Origin of the sequence: Piscinibacter sp. XHJ-5 (assembly GCF_029855045.1) — a bacterium.
GTDB lineage: Bacteria > Pseudomonadota > Gammaproteobacteria > Burkholderiales > Burkholderiaceae_C > Albitalea.
This window is the reverse complement of record NZ_CP123228.1, coordinates 3,245,681-3,267,221: the sequence shown is the minus strand read 5'-3', so window position 1 is coordinate 3,267,221 and position 21,541 is coordinate 3,245,681. Positions and strand designations below refer to the sequence as shown.

Below are 21,541 nucleotides of genomic sequence, written 5' to 3'. Positions count from 1 at the left end.
GGTTCTGTACGTGGAGGACAACGACGACAACATCTACGTCGTCAAGCACCGGCTGACGCGCGCCGGGTTCACCGTGCTGATCGCGACCGACGGTGAGCAGGGCGTGGCGATGGCGGCCGCCGAACGGCCCGATCTCGTCCTGATGGACCTGAGCCTGCCCGTGCTCGACGGCTGGGAGGCCGTCCGGCGCATCAAGGCGGCCCCGCAGTCGCGGCACATTCCGGTGATCGCGCTCACCGCGCACGCGATGCCGGGAGACCGGGAGAAGGCGATGGCGGCCGGTTGCGACGACTTCGAAACCAAGCCCGTGGATCTGAAGCGGCTTCTCGAGAAGATGCGCGCGCTGATACCCGCATCGTCCGCCCCGTGAACCCCGCGCAAGCCGCGCTCCTCGTTGTCGACGACAACGAGGACAACCGCTACACCCTCACGCGCCGGTTGAGTCGCGAAGGGTACGCGAACATCGTGACGGCCAACGATGGCAGGCAGGCGCTCGAGGTGCTGCGGTCGCAGCGCGTCGACCTCGTGCTGCTCGACATCGCCATGCCCGAGCTCAACGGCTACCAGGTGCTCGAGCAGATGAAGGAGGATGCGGCGTTGCACGACATTCCGGTGATCATGATCTCCGCCGTCGACGAGCTCGACAGCGTCATCCGCTGCATCGAGCTGGGGGCGGAAGACTACCTGGCGAAGCCGTTCAACCCGACGCTGCTGCGGGCCCGCGTCGGCGCGAGTCTCGACAAGAAGCGCTTGCGCGACCTGGTGCGCGAGAGCCTGCAGCGTCTCGAAGGCGAGATGGACGCGGCGCGCCGGCTGCAGCTCGGCATGCTGCCACGCAGCTTTCCGGGGTGGTCGCCCGAGCGGCCCGTGCGGTTGCATGCGTTCATGGAGCCGGCTCGTCAGGTCGGCGGCGACCTGTACGATTTTTTCTTCCCTGGCGAGGGCGTCTTCTGCTTTCTGGTCGGGGACGTGTCCGGGAAAGGCGCACCGGCGGCCTTGTTCATGGCGCACACGCGCAGCCTGGTGCGGCTCACGACCGAGCTCTGCCAGCGCTTCGCACCCGACCACTGCACGCCCGCTTCGATCGCCAGGCTCGTCAACCAGGAGCTTTGCCGGGACAACGTCGACCGCATGTTCGTGACGTTGTTTCTCGCGTTCCTCGATACGGCGAGCGGGATCGTGACCTATGTCAACGCGGGGCATCCTGCGCCGTACGTGTCGAGCGCATCCGGGAGCGTCGATCGCATTCGCACGAGGAAGGCCCAACCGCCGCTCGGCGTCAAGTCGGGCCTCGTCTATGACGCGCACTCGGTCCGCATCGGGCCTGGAGACACGATCTTCGTCTGCACCGATGGCATCGCGGATGCGACGAACTCGGACGAGGCCTTCTATACCGAAGCGCGCGTCGAAAGCGAGCTGCGCCACGCGGGGGGCGACACGCCCGCCGAGATGATCGCCCGGGTCAAGAGCGCCGTCGACCGGTTCACAGGCGATGCTCCCAAAGCAGACGACATGACGATGCTCGCCCTGCGCTGGGACCCGGTCCGGCCGTCTAGAGTGGCTTGAAGGAGATGGGCCCCCTCTCCCGCTTGCGGGAGAGGGGGGCACTTCGGCTCCGGTGCGACAGAAGTCAACAGCCTGCTAGTGATCGTAGTGCAGGTGGATCTCGACCCGGTCCGTATCGGCGTTGCAGGTGATCTCGTCCGCGGTCCGGCGCAGCAGATAGCCCGCGAGGAGTCGCTCGCCGTCGGCGCTTTCCATAATCTGTTGCGGGGTGGGTTTCTGCTGGGGCAGCAGCAGCGGAGCGCCGACGTAGCGGATCCGCACGTCGAGGTCGAACTCGTCGAAGCTCGCCTCGATCTCGACGCCCGCGGGCGGGTCCCCGAGGACTTCGAGCACCTGAACCGCCGCGAACGTGGCCCGCCTGATGATGTCGTGCCGGGCGCCCCACCGCGCGCCGTGTTCGGAGAAGAAGCCTTCGACCCGGTCGCGGTCCATACGCCCCGGGTCGAGCCGCAGCAGGACGCGCTGGCGTATGCCGATGCGAGTCACGAGGTTCAACAGCACGGCGCAGACAGTCCCGAGCACGAGCGAATTGCTGAAGATCGGCTGCAGCGCGGCCGGCACGGTCGCGAAGACTTCGCGATAGATGTCGGCCATCACCGCCAGACCGAAGGACAGACCGATCACGATGCTCTTGCGCGCGTCGAGCATGCGCGCCGTCATCATCTGCAGCCCCGCCGTGAAGACGAATGCCGACGAGAAGAAGAGCGCGGCGCCCATGACCGGAACCGGCATGGTGGCGAAGGCCGCGGCAATCGCCGGCACGAACGCGAACAACACGAAGATCGATCCGCATGCATAGCCGACGACCCGGCTGGTGATGCCGGTCGCTCCGGAAAGGCCGACACACGCGCTGTAGCTGTTGACACCGGAGGTACCCACCAGTCCGCAGAACGCGGAGGCGATGCCGTTGCTCGCGACGCCGCCCGCCATCGAGCGAAAGCCGGGCCGGACCCAATCCGGGTCGTTGAGGCGCTGCGCATTGGAGATGTCGCCCATCGCCCGCAGCGTCGTCGCGACCGCGACCACGAGGAAGGGAGCCACGAGCAGGCCATCGAATTGCCAGCCGGTGTGCTGCAGCCGAGGTATCCGAACCACGGGCAGCTCTGCGGTCACCGCCGTTGCGACCTCGAACATTCCCAGCGCGGCGCTCGCGATGTATCCGACCACCATGCCGATCAGGACGCACAACATCTTCGGGTACCCCTTGGTCCAGACGTTGAGCACGATCATCGTCACGACGGAAATCCCGGCAACGATGAGGTACGTCGGCTGGACGGTGCCGTGTTCGATGAGACCCAGGCTGTACCGGACACCGAGCGAAGCGAGCGAAAGCCCGACGATGGCGATGACCAGCCCCGCGATCTCGGTGGGAAGCAACGCGCGCATCCGGTGCAGCAGCGGTGCGATGCCGAGCTGCAGAATGCCGGCCACCACCGTCATCCCGTACACCAGTGCAAAGCCGCCCTTGTTCAGCGCGTATAGCGAAGGGCCGAGATAAATCTGCGTGAAGCAGGCGGGACAGAGAAAGCCGGAGCCGATGAAGCGCGAGCGAACGCAAAGAAGCACCGTACCGACACCCATGGCGAGCATCGTCACGGAGACGAAATCGATCAGGGCGGTGCCGGAGAGCCCTGCCGCACGCGCGAGGATGAGCGGATACACGAGGGTGATGGCCGCGACGCCGACGTGCTGCAGCGCGGACAACCCGACCACCGCCATCGGCGGCGTCTCGTCGACGCCATAGATCAGCCCCGGCGCCCGTGACATCGGCTCGCTCTGGCGTCAGCTCAGCCGCGCGATCGCTTCCTCGCGCGAGGCATCGATGGTGAACGCGTCGAGCAACCCGCCCATCTCGAACAGTTCGCGCACCTGGCCCAGCACGCTGCACAGCACGAAACGCGCCATGTTCCGTGCCGCCTCGTCGGTCGCGACGAGCAGCACGCGGAAGGCGGCGCTGGTGAGATAGGCCACGTCGCGCAGGTCGAGCACGACCGCCTTCTCACCGCGGGACAGGGCATGGTTCAAGCGCCTCATGAGCTGCTCGGCGTTGGCGCTGTCGATGCGGCCGCTGACCGCCAGCACGCACACGTTTCCGGCGCGTGATTCGCCGATCGTCAGGTCGTTCGCCATGCTCGTGCCGCCTCTCAGCGGCGAGGCGGGAGCAGCCTGCACCGCTTCAGCAACACCGTGTGATTGCGCATTCCCTTGCGGGCGTACTCGACCTGGTCCATGAGCTGCCGCACCATGTGAATGCCGATGCCTCCAGCGCTTGGTTTCGAGCTCTTTTGCGATGTGGGGGCTTCCGGCGCACCGAACGGGTTGAAAGCCTCGCCGTCGTCGACGACCTCCACTTTAACAGCGTCCGTCTGGGAAGTGATGCGGACATGGATCTGATAAACGCCATCCTTCCATGCGTACTTGATGACGTTGCTGACGATCTCGTCGACCGAAACCTGCAACGCGACAAGGGCTTCGCGCGGGACACCGTGCGTGGCGCCGAACGCCTCGAGTGCATCCGCGACGACGGCTGCGTCCGCTGCCTCGTTGGCAATGGTGACGACGACCGAATTGTCCTGGGCAGGGAGCATGGATCCGGGCTGGCGACGTTCAGGCTCGAACCGGCGGTGACACACCCGGTGATGCCCCGGGCTGCGCCAGTGGATGCAAACTCCCCTGCCCTTGCGCCAGCGCGTGCAGCCGCTGTTCGAGGTAACGCATCAGCCGCACGTGCTGGCTCAGCACGACGTTGAGTCGCAAGCAAGGCGAAGCGCGGCTCGCCGGGCTGAACATGGCGCCGCCGGCGAGCAGGATGCCTTGCTGCCGGGCGTCTTTCACGAGCTCGTCGACGTCGACGCCCGCGGGCACGCGGCTCCAGGGGAAAAGCCCCGCCTCGCCGGGGCTTTCGAACGTGTTGGACTGCTGCGCGAGCCGGTGCTGCTCGTCGCCGGCTTCCACGACGACGGTGTTCGGGCTGACACCGAGCTGCTGCGCTAGCCGTCGGACCGACGGCAGTCGAGCGCCCGCCGCGAGCTGCCCGTGCCCGAGCAGCCGCCGCAGCTGCTGCTCGATCTGCGCGGCCAGGGGTACGGTCGATTGGCGGTCCAGGGTGAACAACGGAGTCCTCGGGTCGGTGACGCGATTTTCACGCATCGCGATGCACCAGCTGGCGTTGCACTATCCGGCGAAGGTGGCGCTGGACACGATGGCGCGGCTGATCACGCGGCGCACGGAGCCGCACGTGACCCTGCATTGATCAACGTCGGGGTCGCTGGCTGCCTGCGAACTGACTGCAGCGACGCAAGGAGCAGACCGCCGAAGGCCCGCATCTCTACGGGTCTCCTGCGGCCTCCTCACCTGCGCGGCGAAGGCTTCGACCGCGCGCTGGATCACCTTTTCAGGTCGAAGCGATCAAGGTTCATCACCTTGTTCCAGGCGACCACGAACTCGTGCACGAACCTCTGCTGCGTGTCGTCGCTGGCATACACCTCGGCCAGCGCGCGCAGCTGCGAGTTGGAGCCGAACACGAGGTCCACGCGCGTGGCCGTCCACTTCAACTCGGCCGTGCGGCGATCCCGGCCCTCGAACACGTCGGCTGCCGGCGAGGTCGGCTTCCATACGGTGCCCATGTCGAGAAGGTTCGTGAAGAAGTCGGTGCTGAGCACGCCCGGGCGCCGGGTGAACACGCCATGCCGGGCCTGGCCGACGGTGGCTCCCAGGCTCCGCAGGCCGCCCACGAGCACCGTCATCTCAGGCGCGGTTAGCGTGAGCAGTTGCGCCTTGTCGACCAGCAGCGCCTCGGCGGGCACGGTGTAGTTCGTCTTCAGGTAGTTGCGGAAGCCATCGGCCACCGGCTCCAGCACCGCGAACGACTCGGCGTCGGTCTGCTCCTGAGTGGCATCGGTGCGGCCCGGCGTGAAGGGCACCTCGATGGGGTACCCGCCCGCCCTCGCCGCCTGCTCGATGGCCGCGCAGCCGCCCAGCACGACCAGGTCGGCCAGCGACACCTGCTTGCCGCCGCGGTCGGCGGCATTGAAGTCGCGCTGCAGCGTTTCGAGCGCCGACAGCACCTTGGCCAGCTGGGCCGGCTGGTTGGCTTCCCAGTCCTTCTGCGGCGCGAGGCGGATGCGGGCGCCGTTGGCGCCGCCGCGCTTGTCCGAGCCGCGGAAGGTCGAGGCGCTGGCCCACGCCGTGGACACGAGCTCGCTCACCGACAGGCCGAACGCCAGGATCTTGACCTTCAGCGCGGCGATGTCGTTCGCATCGATCAGCGGGTGGTTCACGACGGGCACCGGGTCCTGCCAGATCAGGTCCTCGGCTGGCACTTCGGCGCCGAGCAAGCGTGACTTCGGGCCCATGTCGCGGTGCGTCAGCTTGAACCACGCGCGGGCGAAGGCGTCGGCAAAGGCGGCCGGGTCCTGGTGGAAGCGCCGCGCGATCGGCTCATAGATCGGGTCGAAGCGCAGCGAGAGGTCGGCCGTGGTCATCATCGGCGCATGCTTCCTCGACGGATCGTGCGCGTCCGGGATCATGTGCTCGGGCCTCACGTTCTTCGCGACCCACTGCTTCGCGCCGGCCGGGCTCCTGGTCAGCTCCCAGTCGTGGCCGAACAGCATGTCGAAGTAGCCGTTGTCCCACTGCGTCGGGTTCGGCTTCCACGCGCCTTCGATGCCGCTGGTGGTGGTGTGCACGCCCTTGCCCGACTCGAACTGGTTGATCCAGCCGAAGCCCATGGCTTCGAGCGGGGCGGCTTCCGGCTCGGGACCCACCAGCTTGGGGTCACCGGCGCCGTGCGCCTTGCCGAAGGTGTGGCCGCCGGCGATCAGCGCCACGGTCTCTTCGTCGTTCATGCCCATGCGGCCGAAGGTCTCGCGCACGTCGCGACCGGAAGCCACCGGATCGGGGTTGCCGTCCGGGCCTTCGGGGTTCACGTAGATGAGGCCCATCTGCACGGCCGCCAGCGGGTGCTCGAGCTGGCGGTCGCCGGAGTAGCGGCTGTTGGGTTTGTCGCTGGTGGCCAGCCACTCGGCTTCGGCGCCCCAGTGGACGTCTTCTTCGGGCGCCCAGATGTCTTCGCGCCCGCCGCCGAAGCCGAAGGTCTTGAAGCCCATGGATTCGAGCGCGACGTTGCCGGCCAGGATCATGAGGTCGGCCCACGACAGCTGGTTGCCGTACCTGCGCTTGATGGGCCACAGCAGGCGGCGCGCCTTGTCGAGGTTGCCGTTGTCGGGCCAGCTGTTGAGCGGGGCGAAGCGCTTATTGCCGGTGCCGGCGCCGCCGCGGCCGTCGGCCGTCCGATAGGTGCCGGCGCTGTGCCAGGCCATGCGGATGAACAGGCCGCCGTAGTGCCCCCAGTCGGCCGGCCACCAGTCCTGCGAGTCCGTCATCAGCGCGTGGAGGTCTTTCTTCACCGCCGCAAGGTCGAGCTTCTTGAACTCCTCGGCGTAGTTGAAGCCAGCCGGCATGGGGCTCGATTCGGACGTGTGCTGATGCAGGATGTTGAGATTCAGCTGGTTCGGCCACCAGTCGCGGTTGGTGCGGCCGCCTGCGCCTGCGGTGGGCGCGTCGTGTCCGAACGGGCATTTGTTTTCGCTACTCATGGGGGTGGTCCTTTTGGTGTCGGTTGAGAACAGGCTCTGATGCGCTCGCGTCATTGATGCAGCCGTGGACCGGCTGCAGGGCCGCCGCCGGGCGGATCGCGCGCGCCGCCGAGGTCGGTGGATCGAGACTTGGACCCCAGCACCACCGAGCCCGCGGCCACGATGCCGACGCCCAGCAGCCGCTGAACCCGGCGAGCCCGCACGCGATGGCTCTGCTTCATGATGGCTTCAGTCATGGTGGACGCTCCGTGCGAGGAAGTCGGCGCTCGAAGCGGCGGACCCGGGCTCGGGGCGCCACCACAACCATGCGACCAATGCGGCGAGGCCGAGGCTTGCCGCCAACACCGCGGTCGTCGGGCCGATGAACACGGCACTGAGAACCCAGTTCGTCGCGATGCCCAGGGTCGCCATGCGCTTGCCGCGGCGCGAGACCTGCCGCCCGTTCACCCACAGGCGCAGCGCCTCGCCCCAGCGCGGGTGGGCCAGCAGGCGGGCCCGCCATTCAGGCGCGCCCTTGCCCCAGGCCCAGACGCCGATGAGCAGGAAGACCGTGGTGGGCAGCAGCGGAATGAAGGCATTGACGATGCCGATGGCCACGCTCGCGGCCCCGAACACTCGCCAGGCTGTGGCGTGCCATGCGGCCGATCGATCGTGGTTGTCCATTGGAGGCGGGTGAGGCTGCGTCGATGGCGATCAGTCTCATCAATCCAACTGTGCTGAACAATTGGTTTCCTCAAATGGCGCTCATAGGCGTCGCAGCTATCCCGCCCATAGCAGCGCTGTGTAGCCGCCTTTGCCACACGCCAGATCGAGGTGCAGAAAGTCGCCGAGCGTGCTCAGCCTCGGCATCATCGAGCTGTCTTTCGCCTCCAAGGTGCCGGCGAAAGGGATTGGCGCAGCATCGTCAGAAAGGCCGTTGCCCGCGCACTTCGCCCGAAGCGGGTGCCCAGCATGGCGACAACGTCGGCGGCAGGAGCCTCCCAGCTTGCAAGCACCCGCTTGAGCCGACCGGCTGTGAGGTCGGCAGCGACATTCCACTCCGACCGGATCGCGACACCCTGCCCTGCCACCGCCCACTCGCGCACCACCGCGCCGTCATTGCTGCACATCGTGGGACGGATCCGGACGGTCTCCGGCTCGCGCGAAGCGTGCCCGAAGCGCCACAACGTGACGTCCTCGTCGTTTTCTCTCACGACCAGGCATCGATGCCGCAGCAGGTCTGAAGGCGACCGAATCGGCGAAGTACTCGCGAGATAGTCCGGGCTGGCGCAGAGGACGCGACGGTTCGGCGCCAACGTGGTGACGATCTGGTTCTGGGCGCCAGGCGGTCCGATGTGAACGATGACGTCGCTGCTCTCGACCAACTGCGCGCCGGGATGGTCGGACAGGTCGAGAGTGACCGTCACGCCGGGATGCGCTTTGGCAAACGCATCGACCACGGGTGCGACATGCAGCCGGCCGAAGCCATGTGGGGCGGCGATGCGCAGGTGCCCGCTGACGGCCTTCTTGCGATTGGCCAGGGCCTCGGACAACGCCTCCATCGCCTCGGCCACGATCGTCCCGTGCGATGCGACCAGATCGCCTTCATCGGTGAGGACCATCCTGCGGCCGGAACGGTCGATCAGCCGGATTCCGATCCGTGCTTCCAGCGCCTGCAGGCGCTGGGTCACGGCCGGCGGCGTGACGTCCATCTTCCGGGCAGCTTCAGCGAGAGAGGCGGACTGGGCCAACACGTTGAAGAAGCGCAGATCCTCAGAGGTCAGCATTTAGTCCAGCCTTAAGTGTGAATACAGTCTTGATAAATTGTAGATTCAATCGGTCAGGGGCAACATCCGGCCATCTCACTTGGTCAGTTCGGTCCGCATCCAGCAGGCCGCATCGGACAAGCACAACTCGGAGCGCGACATTGGGCCAAGCCACCGCCGTGAAGCAGGCGCAAGCCGAACACATCTCAACGACGCTGGGGGACCTGGCGACGCCTTGCCCCGTCCTCGACGCCGACCGGATGGAGCGGAACGTCGCACGTCTGAAAGCCAGGCTGGACCGCCTGGGCGTCAAGCTGCGTCCGCACCTCAAGACGTCCAAGTCCGTGGACGTCGCGCAACGCGTCATGGCGTCGCCGTCAGGTCCGGCCACCGTTTCGACGCTTCTTGAAGCGGAACGGTTCGCGGCCGCCGGCGTGCGGGACATCGTCTACGCGGTCGGCATTGCGCCATCGAAACTGCCGCAGGTGCTCGCGCTGCGGGCCGGGGGCGCCGATGTGACCGTGGTGCTGGACACCGTGGAGCAGGCACAAGCCGTGGCGCTTGCCTCGCGCCAGGCAGGAACGCGCATTCCGGCGCTGATCGAGATCGACTGCGACGGCCACCGCTGCGGGGTGCTGCCGACCCACCGGCAGCTGCTGCTGGACATTGGCCAAGCGCTCGAAGACGGCGCGGAACTGCGGGGCGTGATCACGCACGCCGGCGCGAGTTATTCGGCTTGTGGGGCCGAGGCCTTGCGCCTTTGCGCCGAGGTCGAGCGCCGCAGCGTGGTCGATGCCGCCGACATCCTGCGTGAAGCGGGTCTGCCCTGCCCGGTGGTCAGCGTCGGCTCGACACCGACCGCGCACAACGCCACTGACCTCACCGGCGTGACCGAAGTCCGGGCCGGCGTCTTCGTGTTCTTCGATCTCGTGATGGCCGGGATCGGTGTCTGCCAGGTCGAGGACATCGCGGTCTCGGTGCTCGCGACGGTGATCGGCCACCAGCGAGACAAGGGATGGATCCTGGTCGACGCCGGCTGGATGGCTCTGTCGCAGGACAGGGGCACCCGCAAGCAGGCCGTCGACCAAGGCTATGGGCTGGTGTGCGATACCGCCGGCGTGCCCTATCCCGACCTGATCGTTGCCGACGCCAACCAGGAGCACGGGATCATCACGGTGCGACCGGGCTCGGGCGGCGTGCTGCCCGATCTCGCCATCGGTGACCGCGTGCGGATTCTTCCGAACCACGCCTGTGCCACCGGCGCCCAGCATCGGGCCTATCACGTCGTCCGCGGCAGCTCCGACCGCATTGAAGCCGAGTGGATGCGTTTCGGGGGCTGGCAATGAGCGGCGGCCAGATCGTGAGGGCTGTCCTGACGCACCGCGCTCCGAAGCCGGCAGGCCACTACTCGCAGGCCGTCGTCTCGGGTGCACACGTCTTCGTCTCTGGCCAGTTGCCGATCCGGCCGGATGGAAGCCCGTTGGAAGACGACGGCTTCGAGGCGCAGGCCAGGCAGGCGATCGAGAACATGCTGGAGATCGTGCGCGCGGCAGGCAGTTCACCGCAGCAGCTGGTCAAGGTGACGGCCTACATCGTCGGCATCGCCAACTGGCCACGCTTCAACGCGGTCTATGCGTCCATGCTGCCGGATGCGTGCCCCGCGCGCAGCGTGGTTCCGGTGCCTGAACTGCACTATGGGTACCTGGTCGAGATCGACGCCATCGCGGTGCGCGAACCATGACCGCCACGACAACCCGACCCGGCCACCGCGACCACGACGACGTGGTGCTGCTCCCGTTTGCCAAGGAGCACCTGGAAGGCGCCCTGCGGCTCTCGCAGGAGATGTCCTGGCCTTATCGGCTCGAGGACTGGGCCATCGCGCTGGAACTGGGCCAGGGCTTCGTGCTGCGAGACACCGCCGGCACGGTCATCGCGACCGCGGCCTGGTGGGCCAACGGCGAGGACCATGCTTCAGCCGGGATGATCATCGTGGCCAAGGCTGCTCAAGGCCGTGGTTACGGTGCCCGGCTGATGGATTCGCTGCTGGCAGCGGCACAGCCGCGGACCATCACGCTGAACGCCACGGCCGAAGGCCTGGCGCTTTATGAAAGGCGCGGCTTTGTTCGCATCGGCGTCATTCAACAGCACCAGGGCGTTCCCCACGAGCGCCACCAGGCGCCCCCGGCCAGCCTGGTCAGGCCGATGGCGGCATCGGATGTCGAGGCGGTCGCGCGTCTGGATCGACAGGCCACGGGGTGGGCCAGGCCGCGGATGCTGGATCGGCTCATCCAGGCCGGTGACGGCCATGTGCTCGTGCGTGACGGCGAGCCGCGCGGCTATGCCATCTCACGTCTGTTCGGCCGCGGGCACGTCATCGGTCCCGTCGTCGCCGACAGTGCGGCCGACGCGCGCGCGTTGATCGAGGCCGCGCTGGCGCGCCTCGGGCGTGTGTTCGTTCGCGTCGACACGTCCGCCACCTCGCAGCTCGGCGGGTGGCTCGAAGGCATCGGCCTGCAGCACGTCGGTGACGCCACCGCCATGGTCAAGGGACCGCAGATCGCGCCGGCGGGGCCAGCACGCACGTTTGCGCTGGCCAACCAGTCGTTCAATTAGGAGACACACGTGATGCTGCGCTCGAAGACGCCGGGAACGCCGCCATGAAGCTGACCTCGTATTGGCTGGACACGTCGGCGCCCTTCCGCAGTGCCACTGCAGGACCTGTGCAGGGCAGCTGCGACGTTGCAGTGATCGGCGGCGGCCTGACCGGATGTTCGGCCGCGCTGGCGCTTGCCAAGAAGGGCGCGCGTGTCGTCCTCCTCGAAGCGGAGACCGTCGGCAACGCGGCGTCCGGCCGCAACGGCGGCATGTGCAACAACGGCTTCGCCCAGGACTACGGCATGCTGTCCGCCACGCTCGGCAGGGACGTCGCGAACCGGCTCTACCGCGCCTTCGACGCCGGCGTCGACACGGTCGAACGCCTGGTGCGAGAAGAGAACATCGACTGCAGCTTCTCGCGCGTCGGCAAGATCAAGCTCGCGGCCAAGCCCGAGCACTACAGCAAGCTGGCGCGCAGCCAGGAATTGCTGGCGGCCAACGTCGACCCCGACACCGAGATGGTCAGCCGCGCCAACCTGGCCGGCGAGGTCGGGTCGGAGCGCTATTGCGGCGGGCTGGTCTACCGCAAGAGTGCCGGCATGCACGTGGGGCGCTTCGTGCGTGGTCTGGGGGAAGCGGCGGCGCGGTGGGGCGTCGAGATCCACGAGCGCACGCCGATGACGGGCCTGCGGCCCACCCCCGGCGGCGGCCACACCATCGACACACCCAAGGGCCGGCTGCATGCGAAGCAGGTGCTGCTGGCGAGCGGAACCTCGCACACCGGGCCGCTGGGTTGGGTCCGGCGCAGGATCGTGCCGGTCGGCGCGTTCCTCATCGTCACCGAGCCCCTGTCGAAAGAGACGCTCGACCGGCTGTTGCCGCGGCGCCGGATGGCAGTCGACACCAAGAACCTGGTCAACTATTTCAGGACCACGCCCGACGACCGGCTGCTCTTCGGCGGACGGGCGCGCTTCGCCGTGTCCAACCCGAACTCCGACGCGAAGAGCGGCGCGATCCTGCAGGCGGCATTGCACGACGTCTTTCCCGAGCTGCGCGACGCACGCATCGACTACTGCTGGGGCGGCATGGTCGACATGACGCGTGACCGCCTCCCGCGCGCCGGCGAGCGCAACGGCATCTACTACTCGATGGGCTACAGCGGCCACGGCACCCAGATGTCGACCCTGATGGGGACGATCATGGCCGAAGTCATGGACGGGCGCGCCGAGCTCAATCCCTGGAAGGACTTCGCCTGGCCCGCCATCCCGGGCCACTTCGGACCTCCGTGGTTCCTGCCTCTGATAGGCGCCTATTACCGGCTCAAGGACAAGCTCGCCTGAAGCCTTCCGCCGACCGCCATGAACGAACCCAAGAACTTGAACGGCCTGATCGGGCCCGACGAAAGCACGCGCCTGAGGGGCGAAACAAGGTCGGGCGGTGATGGATTGAGTGTCATTGCGGGCTGGACCCGTCATCCATCGATGCGTGGCAACGCGATCGATACGGGATCAAGTCCACATGACAAGCACTCAGAAATCAGCCACCTTGCCCCACGCTGAGCGATTGAATCGACCCGGGCGGAAAGGCGCGGGATCGAAGACGGGTTCGGCACCGGTGACCAGGTCGGCGATGAGGTGACCCGCGCCCGGGCCGATGCCGAAGCCGTGCCCCGAGAAGCCCGCCGCCACGATGAATCCAGGCACCTCCGGCACTTCACCGATGCCGGGGACGCCGTCCGGCGTGCTGTCGATGTAGCCGGCCCAGGCACTGGCGATGCTGGCCTCGCGCAGCGCGGGCAGCAAGGCCAGGGCGCGGCGGTGGGTTTCGCGCACGCCCGCCGGGTCTGGCGTGGGGTCGAGGATGCGTGCCCGCTCCATGGGCGTGGGCTCGTCCAGCTTCCATCGCGCGAGGGTTTCGTGGCCCCAGCGCAGGCCTTCCAGACCGCCCGGAAACACGTTGCGCCAGCGCTTGGCAAACATCGGGACAAACTGCGGTGCGAAACGCATGAGCTGCGCCGTGGGATCCACGCGCCCCCGGCCGCTGATGGCCAGGATGTAGCTGTTGTCGCTGCGGCGCGTCACGGCGACACGTGCCGTGGTCAAGGCGTCAGGCAGCCGCTGTTCCATCGGGGCCATGCGCACGATCGCTTGCCGCACCGTGGCCAGCGGAAAGCGGATACCCAGCTGGCGGCAGAACGAGGACGCCCAGGCGCCCCCCGCGAGAACCGCCGTGCGCGTTTTGATGGTTCCAACCTCGGTCACCACGCCGCTGACGCGGCCGCCTTCGAGCTCGATGCCGCGCGCGGCGCAATTCTGGCGGACGCTGCCCCCGAGCTTCATGAGTGCAGCCGCTACGGCCGGCGCCGCCCTGGCGGGATCGGCCGTGCCATCGGAAGGCGAGAAGACGCCGCCCTTCCACACGCGGCCGGTAGCACGTCCGCGCTCGGTGGCCTCGCGGCTGCTGAGCATGTGCGTCGTCACGCCGGCGGTCTTGGCGAACTCGCGCCAGCGCGCCCAGCGCTCGATCTCTTCGTCGTCGTCGCTGAGGTAGAGCAGCCCGTGGCGGTTGAAGCCCGTGTCTTCACCGGTGTCGGCGCCGAACTGCTCCCAGAGCTGAAGGCTCCTGGTCGCCATCGGCAACTCGCGCGCGTCGCGGTTCTGCTGGCGGCACCAGCCCCAGTTGCGGCTCGATTGCTCGGCACCGACGTGGCCCTTTTCGACCACCGCCACCGAGAGGCCGCGCCGGGCCATGTAGTAGGCAGCGAACACGCCGATGATGCCGCCGCCGATCACCACCACGTCGGCATGCTGGGGCAGTGACGACGAGGTTTCCAGGATGCGCAGCGGCTGACGCAGGGTGGTTGACACTGTCGTGTTGGCGCCTGGGGCGCGGCGCATGGTCAGTGGCAGGTTCATCTGGTCATCGTAGGTTCGGTTGGGCAGACGTTGCTGCCGGATCACGGGTCCCTTGCAATCGACCCTGCTTTTCTTCGCGCGTGCAAAGAACGATGTGCTTTGGCAGCGCCGAGGCGGAGCCTTGAAGCACAGCCTCGCCATGGGAACGGCCCCGACCGCGCAAGCACGCTCGGGAACCGTCAGGCCCGCGACGTCGCAGTCGATGACCAGGGCCGTCAACGCCCGGGCCGGGCGGTTCCGCCGGCCAGGGTGCTGCTAGGATCGGCGCGTGGACGCGCCCTGGCCCACCCTCACCGTCCTGCGAGTCGAGGGAATCAGCTTCGCGGTGCTCGCGCTGCTGTACGCCACCGTCGGCGCACGCACGCGCGAGGCGGGCTTGCGAACACTGGCGGTGGCGTTCACGCTGATAGCGGCGTGGTACCTGCATGCCGACCTGCTGGTCTTCACCGGTCCGCTGATCGACACGCTGCAACTGCGGTTGTCGGCGATGTTGATCGGAACCGCGGTGCTGGCCATCGTCGCCGGCATGCTCCAGTACCTGGGCATGCCGGCGGGTTGGCACCGCGCGGCAACACTGGCCGCCCTGGTGCCCGGTGCCATGCTCGTGCTGGCCCTGACGGTGAGCGCGCGCGTGCCCCGTGTCGTCTTCCAAGCGGGCGTGCTGCTGGCCTACGCCGGCCCGGCGGTGCTGGCCTTCCGCCGCGCCGCGCAGCAACCAGGCGAGGGCCACGCGATCCTGGGGGCTGGTCTCGTCATGCTGCCGCTGCTGCCCTTCTCGCTACGCGCCGCGGGCGTCGCGCCCATGCAGCTGCAGTACTTCGCTGGGCTGTCGGTGCTGGTGTTCGGGATGGCCGTGCTTGCCATCAGCCTGCTGCGCCGCCACGCCGCGCTTGCCGCCGAGATCGAGCGGCGCGCAGCTGCGCAAGCGCAGCTGCGAGAAGCCAACGCCCGACTCGAAGACCGCGTCGCGCAGCGCACGGCGCACCTGCGTGAACTGATCGAGGGCCTCGAGGCCTTCACGCGCGGCGTGTCGCACGACCTTCGCGGTCCCCTGGGAGGCATGTCGAAGCTGGCGCGCATGGCGACCGACGCGCTGGCCGAGGGCGACATGGTGATGGCGCAGCGCGCTCTGCCCCTCATCGCCGAGCAGTGCGACGCATCGGCGCGCATGGTCGCCGCGATGCTCGATCTGGCGCGCCTGGGCGACGCCAACGTGCGGCGCGTCCCCGTGTCGCTGGGGGAGCTGGCGCGCGCGGCCTACGACGAGGTGATGCTGTCGCTGCCCGGCGTGGTGCGGCCGTCGTTCCACCGCGCCCCCATGCCTGCGGTGCTCGGCGACCCCGACCTGCTGCGCGCGGTGTTCGTCAACCTCGTGAGCAACGCTGTCAAGTTCACGCGCGGCGCGGCCGCGCCCCGCATCGACATCGAGGCAACGTCGCATGCGCGCGACGTCACGGTCTGCGTGAGCGACAACGGGGTCGGCTTCGACGCTGCCACCGCGGCGCAACTCTTCGAGCCCTTCTACCGCGCGCATGACGGACGCTACGAAGGCTACGGTCTGGGGCTGAGCATCGTGCGGCGCGCCGTGCAGGCAATGGGCGGCACGGTGTCGGCGCACGCCGGCCACGGCGGCGGCGCGCGACTTTGCTTCACGCTTCCCGGTGCTCTGCGCGAGATGAACGCCGGCGCAGCGGTCTACGAGGAACCGGAGGTTCTTCCGGCAGAAAGGGCCGGCAGCATCGGCACCGCCAACAGCCTGGTGTATCCGCCGCCCGAAGAGATGCAGGTGCTGCGCGAGCTTGCGCGAAGGGGCAACATGCGATCCGTGCGAGAGCGCGCGGATCACCTGAAGCGACTGGACCCGCGCTACGCAGCGTTCGCCGCGCGCCTGGCCACCTTGGCCGACGGCTGCCAGTCCCGTGCCATCACGGCGCTGGTAGAAGGGCAAGCGCAATAGAGAAATCCAGTGTGGGCCAGCAGCGCCTCCAAAGGCACTGATGTGGCCCATCGCCGTGCGCTTGACCTGCCTCCAGCCGCCTTTCCACGCCGCCTTCCCCCGCCAAGGAGCCTTGCATGAACCGCCTTCGCCAATCGATCTTGTCGATGTTTGCCGTGTCCACCGCATGCACCGTGAATGCGCAGCAGGCGACACCTTCCCCATGGACGACCGTCGAGGAACACTGTCGAACCACTGAGGCCTGCCGCGCCGAAGCAGACAAGCTTCTCGCGCAGCGGACCCGCGGCGCCACCAGCGCGCTGGTGCAGCGGCAGGACAACTTCTACTGGTTCGGTCGCATCAACATGGCCTCGACGGTCGCGAACGTGGAGCGCGGCATCATCCCGCCCCAGCTTGCCGGCCCGATCGCGCGGGGCGTCGCCCACGCCATCGACCAAGGGGTGCGTCCGGGCGGGATGCGGCCGGCGGACGTGCTGGAAACGGAGAAGATCATCACGGATGCGGCAGGACCGGAGGCCACGCTGATCCACACGGGACGCAGCCGCCAGGACATGCACTCGACGTTGACGATGGCGCAGACGCGGTCCGAACTGCTCGACTTCACCGACGCACTCAACGCCTGGCGCGCGCAATTGCTGACTGTTGCCCAGCAGCATGCCGAGACCGTGGTGCCTTCGTATACCAACGGCGTGCAGGCGATGCCGATCAGCATGGGCCACTACCTGCTCGCCTATGCGGATTCGTTTGCGCGCGATGGTGAACGCATTCGCCAGGCATGGCCGCGCATCGACCGCAGCGCACTCGGCACCGCGGTACTCGCCAATTCAAGCTGGCCATTGGACAGGCAACGGCTGTCCGACCTGCTGGGCTTTGGCGGGCTGGCGGTGAACGGATACGACGCGACGCAGATCAGCCAGTACGACGTCGGCCTAGAAGCCGCGCAGATCGCTGGTTCAGTGGCGTTGCGCATCGGCACGCTCATGCAGGACGTCCACGTGCAGTACCACCAGACCCGGCCCTGGATGCTGCTCGCACCGGGCAGCACTTACACCAGCAGTGCAATGCCGCAGAAGGCGAACCCGGGCGTCATCCAGAACACGCGCGGCCTTGCGAGCGACGTCGTCAGTTCCGTGCAGTCGGTGCTCATGCGGGCGCACAACGTGACGCCGGGCATGATCGACTACAAGTACACGTGGCTGAGCGGCGGCGCCCGCACCTTCGTGCTCGGGACGCAGTTGCTGCGCGACGCGACGAACGTGATGACCGTGCTGCGCATCGACCCGAAGCGCGCGCTGGAGGAGCTCGAGTCCGACTGGACAACGTCGATGGAGCTGGCCGAGACCTTGCAACGTGAGCACGGCCTTCCGTTCCGGGTCGGGCACCATTTCGCTTCCGAGATCGTGTTGCACGCGCGCCAGCACAACCTGTTGCCCAAGACTTTCCCGTACCGCGAGGCTCAACGCATCTATGTGGAAGCGCGTGCAAAGTACAACGTTGGCCCGCCGGCACTGCCGATGGACGAAGCGGCCTTCCGGCGCACGCTCTCTCCCGAGAGCATGGTGAAGACGCGTGTCGGCATCGGCGGCCCGCAGCCCGCCGAAGTGAGCCGCATGCTGGCAGAGGCGCAGGCCGCCCTCGCGCGTGATCGCCAGTGGGCGCTGGAGCGACGGCACAAGCTCGCTGAAGCCGAGGCCAGCCTGAACCGGGCGTTTGCTGCCTTGCTGGCGCGTTGAAGGCTGGGGTCAGGTCGGCCATGCCAACGCCGAGGGGCTGCGCATGCTGTCAAGCCATTTGCGCCTGGGCGCAGCGCCACCCGATCTGTGCCAAGGGTGCTGCGTGCGCTGCATGCGCGCGTCGTCCTCGACCACTCCGTGTCCGCAGCTCCCCGCCGCTATGTGACCCGCGTGCTTGCCCTTCCCTGCTCCCCTGCTCGGTCGCGCCACTAGAGCGGACCATGGCTGCCGGCATCCCTCTCTCGATCGATGCCGATCAACCGCGAAACGCGCAACGGTACGTCGGCCCGCTGGAGACTCTCCACGCGATCGATCATGTTGCGGTCCGACATGGTGGATCTCGCACGCAGCCGGACGTACTCTCCCCACGACGCGATGATGAATCGCTCCACGAAGAGCCCTTCTTCGCCCAGATCGCGAAAGACGCGCCAGCTGATGGCTCCATTGCGACGTCGTACAGGCTCGACGGTGTGGATGACCCGCAGAAACTCATCACGATGTTCGGCATCGATCCGGTATTCGAGCTGAATCAGCACCGGACCGTCCTTCGGCCCCGGCTCCACCGCAATGGCCAGCTCCGGCAGCTTGGCGCCCGGCGTGACGTCGGCCTCGCCTCCCATCTCCACCCGCGCCCGGCGGGTGATGGTCAGCAGCACAAGCATCGCGGCGGCCGAGGCGGCAAGCGCGACTGGAGTCCCGACCGCCGACGCCACCCCGCCCCACAGCGCGCTGCCGAGTGCGAGGCTCGCCTGCATGGTGACGAGGTTCACCGAGACGGCGCGCGCCCGAACCCAGGCCGGCGCGCTGCTTTGCGTTCCCGCCGAGAGACCCGCCAGCACGGAAACCCATGCCGCTCCGCCAGCGCAAGCGGCCACGATGGCGATGGCCACCACATCGTTCGCCGCCAACAAGGCGATTGCGCCTATCCAGAGAATCGTCCCCGACATGACGACCACGTGCAAGGATCTGCGCTCCAGCTGTCCCGGGATGGCCAGCGCTCCGGCCACTGCACCGGCGCCGAAGCCCGCCGACAGCAGTCCGAAGCCGCCGGCACCCAGGTGCAGCTGATCGCGGGCGATCACGGGAAGCAGCGCCCAGAACGCGCTGGCGCAGAGGCTGAAGCTGGCGTTTCGGATCATGAGCGAGCGCATTGCGGGCGAGTGCCGTGCGTACCGCAATCCGCTCAGCACGCCGGACAACACCGTCTCCGGAACCCCCGGCAGCCCACGCTCGCGCTTCTTCATCCGCGAGACGGCAGCGATCATCACGATGAAGAACAGTGAGCTCGCCACGAGGGCGCTGCCCGAACCGATCCAGGCCGCGATGCCGCCGGCGAGGGCCGGCCCGATCGCACGCGCGACGTTGAAGGCGACCGCACCCAACGCGACGGCACGCGGCAGGTCTTCCCTGGACACGAGATCGTTGATGCTCGCCGCCTGGGCAGGAAGGTACAGGCTGAGTCCGGCACCCACCAGGAAGGTCAGGGCCAGCAGCATCGCAGGACCGACGAGCCCGGCCAGCGTCGCGATGCCCAGGATCGCGGTGGCCGTCAGCAACAGCCACTGCGTGACGAGGATGAGCCGTCGCCGGTCAACGATGTCTGCGAGCGCGCCGGCCACCAAGCCGAACAACAGTGCCGGCGCCGTGCTGGCGGTCTGTACCAAGGCAACCATCAGTTGGGACGGCGTCAATGTCGCCATCACCCACGCGGCGACAGTCGTCTGCATCGTGTAGCCGAGCGCCGTCCCGATCGAACCGAAGTAGAAGAGCCGGAACGCGGGATGCCGCAGCGGGGAGCTTGCGAACAATCGCGACACCGACCTGGAGAGCGGGGCTTTCACGCACGGAGTCTAGTGTCGTGAGTTGGAAATACGTGGCGTTTCGACTAACCAGATGGTGATGATCGGGCGGCTGCGCGAAGGGGCCATCTGGTCGAACCGAAGGCGGGCCCAAACGGGGCGATCGCCGCGTTGCAGAGTCGGGTCCATACCCCCGGTATGGACCCGACTCCGCGCCTTGCGCTCATCCCCGTTTGGGCCCGTCGAAACGCCACGTATTTCCAACTCACGACACTAGCCATCGCGGCAACGAGGCAGGCAGGCCGCAGCCCCCACCGACGCACGCGTCACGAACCCGCGCATTCCGCAAGTATTCACGGAGTTGCCGGATCCCTTGCGCTCGATCACGCGGCGCCGTGGGTCGCCTTCCCTTACGCTTCGGCGCCAATAGGAGCAGTGCGCCATGCCTTCTGTCGACAAATCATTGCGCGAGCGCCCGGTTGCGCTGCGCCGCCTTCTCAAGCGCGCAGCGCAACTGTCGTTGTGCGTGGCAACACTCGGTTCCGCGTGGGCCGACATCAAGATCGGGCAGACGGCCGGCATGACCGGCGCGGTCGCCGCAAGCGTGAAGGAAGCGACGCAGGGCGCGAAGCTCCACTTCGACAAGGTCAACGCGCGCGGCGGCATCAACGGCGAGCAGATCCGCCTGATCTCCCTGGACGACAAGTTCGATCCGAAGCTGGCGGTGGCCAACGCCAAAGAGCTGATCAACCAGGGCGTGATCTCTCTCTTCCTGAACCGCGGCACGCCCCACACGCAGGCCATCATGCCGCTGCTGGACGAGCACTCGATCCCGCTGGTGGGGCCTTCCACCGGGGCGATGGTCCTGCATTCGCCGGTGCATCCGTGGCTGTTCAACGTGCGCGCCCCCTATCAGCGCGAAGCCGAGCGGGTGGTGTCGCACCTGAGCCTGATCGGCATCGACCGCATTGCGATCGTGCAGGTGGATGACACTTTCGGCGCCGATGCCGTGGTCGGCGCGCTCAAGGGCATGAAGGGCGTCAACAAGCTGCCCGTGGCGCACGAGACGTACGACCGCAGCAAGCCCGACTTCGCGCCGGTCGTGCCCAAGCTCATGGCCGCCGATCCCCAGGCCGTGCTGTTCATCGGCTCGGGCACCGCGATCGTCCAGGGAATGAAGGCCTTGCGCGCGGCCGGGTCCAAGGCCCAGCTCGTCACGCTGTCGAACAACGCGTCGGCCGGTTTCATCCAGGACCTCGGCGAGCTGTCGCGCGGCGTCGTGGTGAGCCAGGTGTTTCCTTATGAGCGCTCGATCGCGTCGCCGCTGATCAAGGAAGCCATGGAGCTCGCCAAAGGCGCGAACCTCGAGCTGACCCCCTCGATGGTCGAGGGTTATGTGTCGGCGAGGGTGCTGGTCGAGGGCTTGCGCCGAGCCGGCCCGCAACCGACGCGGGACAAGCTGCGTCGCGCGCTCGAAAGCATGACGCGCTACGACGTCGGCGGACTGGAGCTGGGCTACAGCGCCTCCGACCACACGGGGCTCGACTACGCCGACTTGGCGATCATCGGGCCGGACGGCAGGTTCCGGCGCTAGCACGCTCGATCTGGCCAGGGCGAAGGTCGTCCGCGCAGCG

Annotated in this window: 20 protein-coding genes; 10 read left to right on the top strand and 10 right to left on the bottom strand. The window is 67.7% G+C overall.

What is annotated here, in order from left to right:
• Positions 1-10: 10 nt before the first annotated feature.
• Complete coding sequence (locus P7V53_RS15450; RefSeq protein WP_280156354.1) at positions 11-370, top strand: response regulator; 360 nt, start codon at positions 11-13, stop codon at positions 368-370.
• Entirely contained in the window at positions 367-1,566 is a 1,200-nt protein-coding gene (locus P7V53_RS15445; RefSeq protein WP_280156353.1) for a fused response regulator/phosphatase, read from the top strand. The genes P7V53_RS15450 and P7V53_RS15445 overlap by 4 nt, the downstream gene beginning before the upstream one ends.
• 75 nt (positions 1,567-1,641) lie before the next feature.
• Here P7V53_RS15445 and P7V53_RS15440 read toward each other — a convergent pair whose 3' ends face one another.
• The 4 genes from P7V53_RS15440 to P7V53_RS15425 form a co-directional block, all read right to left on the bottom strand.
• Positions 1,642-3,285: a solute carrier family 23 protein gene (locus P7V53_RS15440; RefSeq protein WP_280156352.1), complete on the bottom strand. Its 1,644-nt coding sequence runs from the start codon at positions 3,283-3,285 to the stop codon at positions 1,642-1,644.
• A 63-nt stretch (positions 3,286-3,348) separates the two neighbouring features.
• The gene (locus tag P7V53_RS15435) at positions 3,349-3,696 is read right to left on the bottom strand and encodes an STAS domain-containing protein (protein WP_280156351.1); all 348 of its coding nucleotides are present in this window, start codon (positions 3,694-3,696) and stop codon (positions 3,349-3,351) included.
• A gap of 14 nt (positions 3,697-3,710) precedes the next feature.
• Positions 3,711-4,154, bottom strand: a complete 444-nt coding sequence (locus tag P7V53_RS15430; RefSeq protein ID WP_280156350.1) for an ATP-binding protein — start codon at positions 4,152-4,154, stop codon at positions 3,711-3,713.
• Between the two features lie 19 nt (positions 4,155-4,173).
• Positions 4,174-4,680, bottom strand: a complete 507-nt coding sequence (locus P7V53_RS15425) for a GntR family transcriptional regulator (RefSeq protein ID WP_280156349.1) — start codon at positions 4,678-4,680, stop codon at positions 4,174-4,176.
• A 16-nt stretch (positions 4,681-4,696) separates the two neighbouring features.
• On the opposite strand from P7V53_RS15425, the gene P7V53_RS15420 reads away from it, so the two are divergent.
• Positions 4,697-4,819: a hypothetical protein gene (locus tag P7V53_RS15420; RefSeq protein WP_280156348.1), complete on the top strand. Its 123-nt coding sequence runs from the start codon at positions 4,697-4,699 to the stop codon at positions 4,817-4,819.
• 133 nt (positions 4,820-4,952) lie between these two features.
• On the opposite strand, the gene katG is transcribed toward P7V53_RS15420, so the two are convergent.
• The 4 genes from katG to P7V53_RS15400 all read right to left on the bottom strand — a co-directional run bounded on the left by katG (position 4,953) and on the right by P7V53_RS15400 (position 8,929).
• On the bottom strand, positions 4,953-7,163 hold the full coding sequence (katG, locus tag P7V53_RS15415; protein ID WP_280156347.1) for a catalase/peroxidase HPI: 2,211 nt from the start codon (positions 7,161-7,163) through the stop codon (positions 4,953-4,955).
• Positions 7,164-7,213: 50 nt separating this feature from the next.
• Positions 7,214-7,399, bottom strand: coding sequence for a hypothetical protein (locus P7V53_RS15410; RefSeq protein ID WP_280156346.1), 186 nt, complete (start codon positions 7,397-7,399; stop codon positions 7,214-7,216).
• Entirely contained in the window at positions 7,392-7,826 is a 435-nt protein-coding gene (locus tag P7V53_RS15405; protein WP_280156345.1) for a YbaN family protein, read from the bottom strand. The genes P7V53_RS15410 and P7V53_RS15405 overlap by 8 nt, the downstream gene beginning before the upstream one ends.
• Positions 7,827-8,011: 185 nt before the next feature.
• On the bottom strand, positions 8,012-8,929 hold the full coding sequence (locus P7V53_RS15400) for a LysR family transcriptional regulator (RefSeq protein ID WP_280156344.1): 918 nt from the start codon (positions 8,927-8,929) through the stop codon (positions 8,012-8,014).
• A 239-nt stretch (positions 8,930-9,168) separates the two neighbouring features.
• Here P7V53_RS15400 and P7V53_RS15395 point away from each other — a divergent pair, with 239 nt between their 5' ends.
• From P7V53_RS15395 to P7V53_RS15380, 4 genes are read left to right on the top strand one after another with little or no spacing between them, the layout of a single operon-like run.
• Positions 9,169-10,254, top strand: a complete 1,086-nt coding sequence (locus P7V53_RS15395; RefSeq protein ID WP_280156526.1) for an alanine racemase — start codon at positions 9,169-9,171, stop codon at positions 10,252-10,254.
• Positions 10,251-10,649 (top strand): RidA family protein, encoded by a 399-nt coding sequence (locus P7V53_RS15390; protein WP_280156343.1) that lies wholly within the window; start codon positions 10,251-10,253, stop codon positions 10,647-10,649. Before P7V53_RS15395 ends, P7V53_RS15390 begins: the two co-directional genes overlap by 4 nt.
• Positions 10,646-11,521: a GNAT family N-acetyltransferase gene (locus P7V53_RS15385; protein WP_280156342.1), complete on the top strand. Its 876-nt coding sequence runs from the start codon at positions 10,646-10,648 to the stop codon at positions 11,519-11,521. Before P7V53_RS15390 ends, P7V53_RS15385 begins: the two co-directional genes overlap by 4 nt.
• A 44-nt stretch (positions 11,522-11,565) precedes the next feature.
• Positions 11,566-12,843: an FAD-binding oxidoreductase gene (locus P7V53_RS15380; protein ID WP_280156341.1), complete on the top strand. Its 1,278-nt coding sequence runs from the start codon at positions 11,566-11,568 to the stop codon at positions 12,841-12,843.
• 189 nt (positions 12,844-13,032) lie between these two features.
• Here P7V53_RS15380 and P7V53_RS15375 read toward each other — a convergent pair whose 3' ends face one another.
• The gene (locus P7V53_RS15375; RefSeq protein WP_280156525.1) at positions 13,033-14,358 is read right to left on the bottom strand and encodes an FAD-binding oxidoreductase; all 1,326 of its coding nucleotides are present in this window, start codon (positions 14,356-14,358) and stop codon (positions 13,033-13,035) included.
• 328 nt (positions 14,359-14,686) lie between these two features.
• Here P7V53_RS15375 and P7V53_RS15370 point away from each other — a divergent pair, with 328 nt between their 5' ends.
• Entirely contained in the window at positions 14,687-16,375 is a 1,689-nt protein-coding gene (locus tag P7V53_RS15370) for a HAMP domain-containing sensor histidine kinase (protein ID WP_280156340.1), read from the top strand.
• A gap of 116 nt (positions 16,376-16,491) precedes the next feature.
• Positions 16,492-18,108 (top strand): lyase family protein, encoded by a 1,617-nt coding sequence (locus P7V53_RS15365; RefSeq protein WP_280156339.1) that lies wholly within the window; start codon positions 16,492-16,494, stop codon positions 18,106-18,108.
• Between the two features lie 209 nt (positions 18,109-18,317).
• Here the strand turns inward: P7V53_RS15365 and P7V53_RS15360 are convergent, their stop codons facing one another.
• Positions 18,318-19,949: an MFS transporter gene (locus P7V53_RS15360; protein ID WP_280156338.1), complete on the bottom strand. Its 1,632-nt coding sequence runs from the start codon at positions 19,947-19,949 to the stop codon at positions 18,318-18,320.
• A gap of 400 nt (positions 19,950-20,349) precedes the next feature.
• On the opposite strand from P7V53_RS15360, the gene P7V53_RS15355 reads away from it, so the two are divergent.
• Positions 20,350-21,501 carry an ABC transporter substrate-binding protein gene (locus tag P7V53_RS15355; protein WP_280156337.1) on the top strand — a complete coding sequence of 384 codons (1,152 nt, stop codon included), beginning with the start codon at positions 20,350-20,352 and terminating at the stop codon, positions 21,499-21,501.
• Positions 21,502-21,541: the final 40 nt, after the last annotated feature.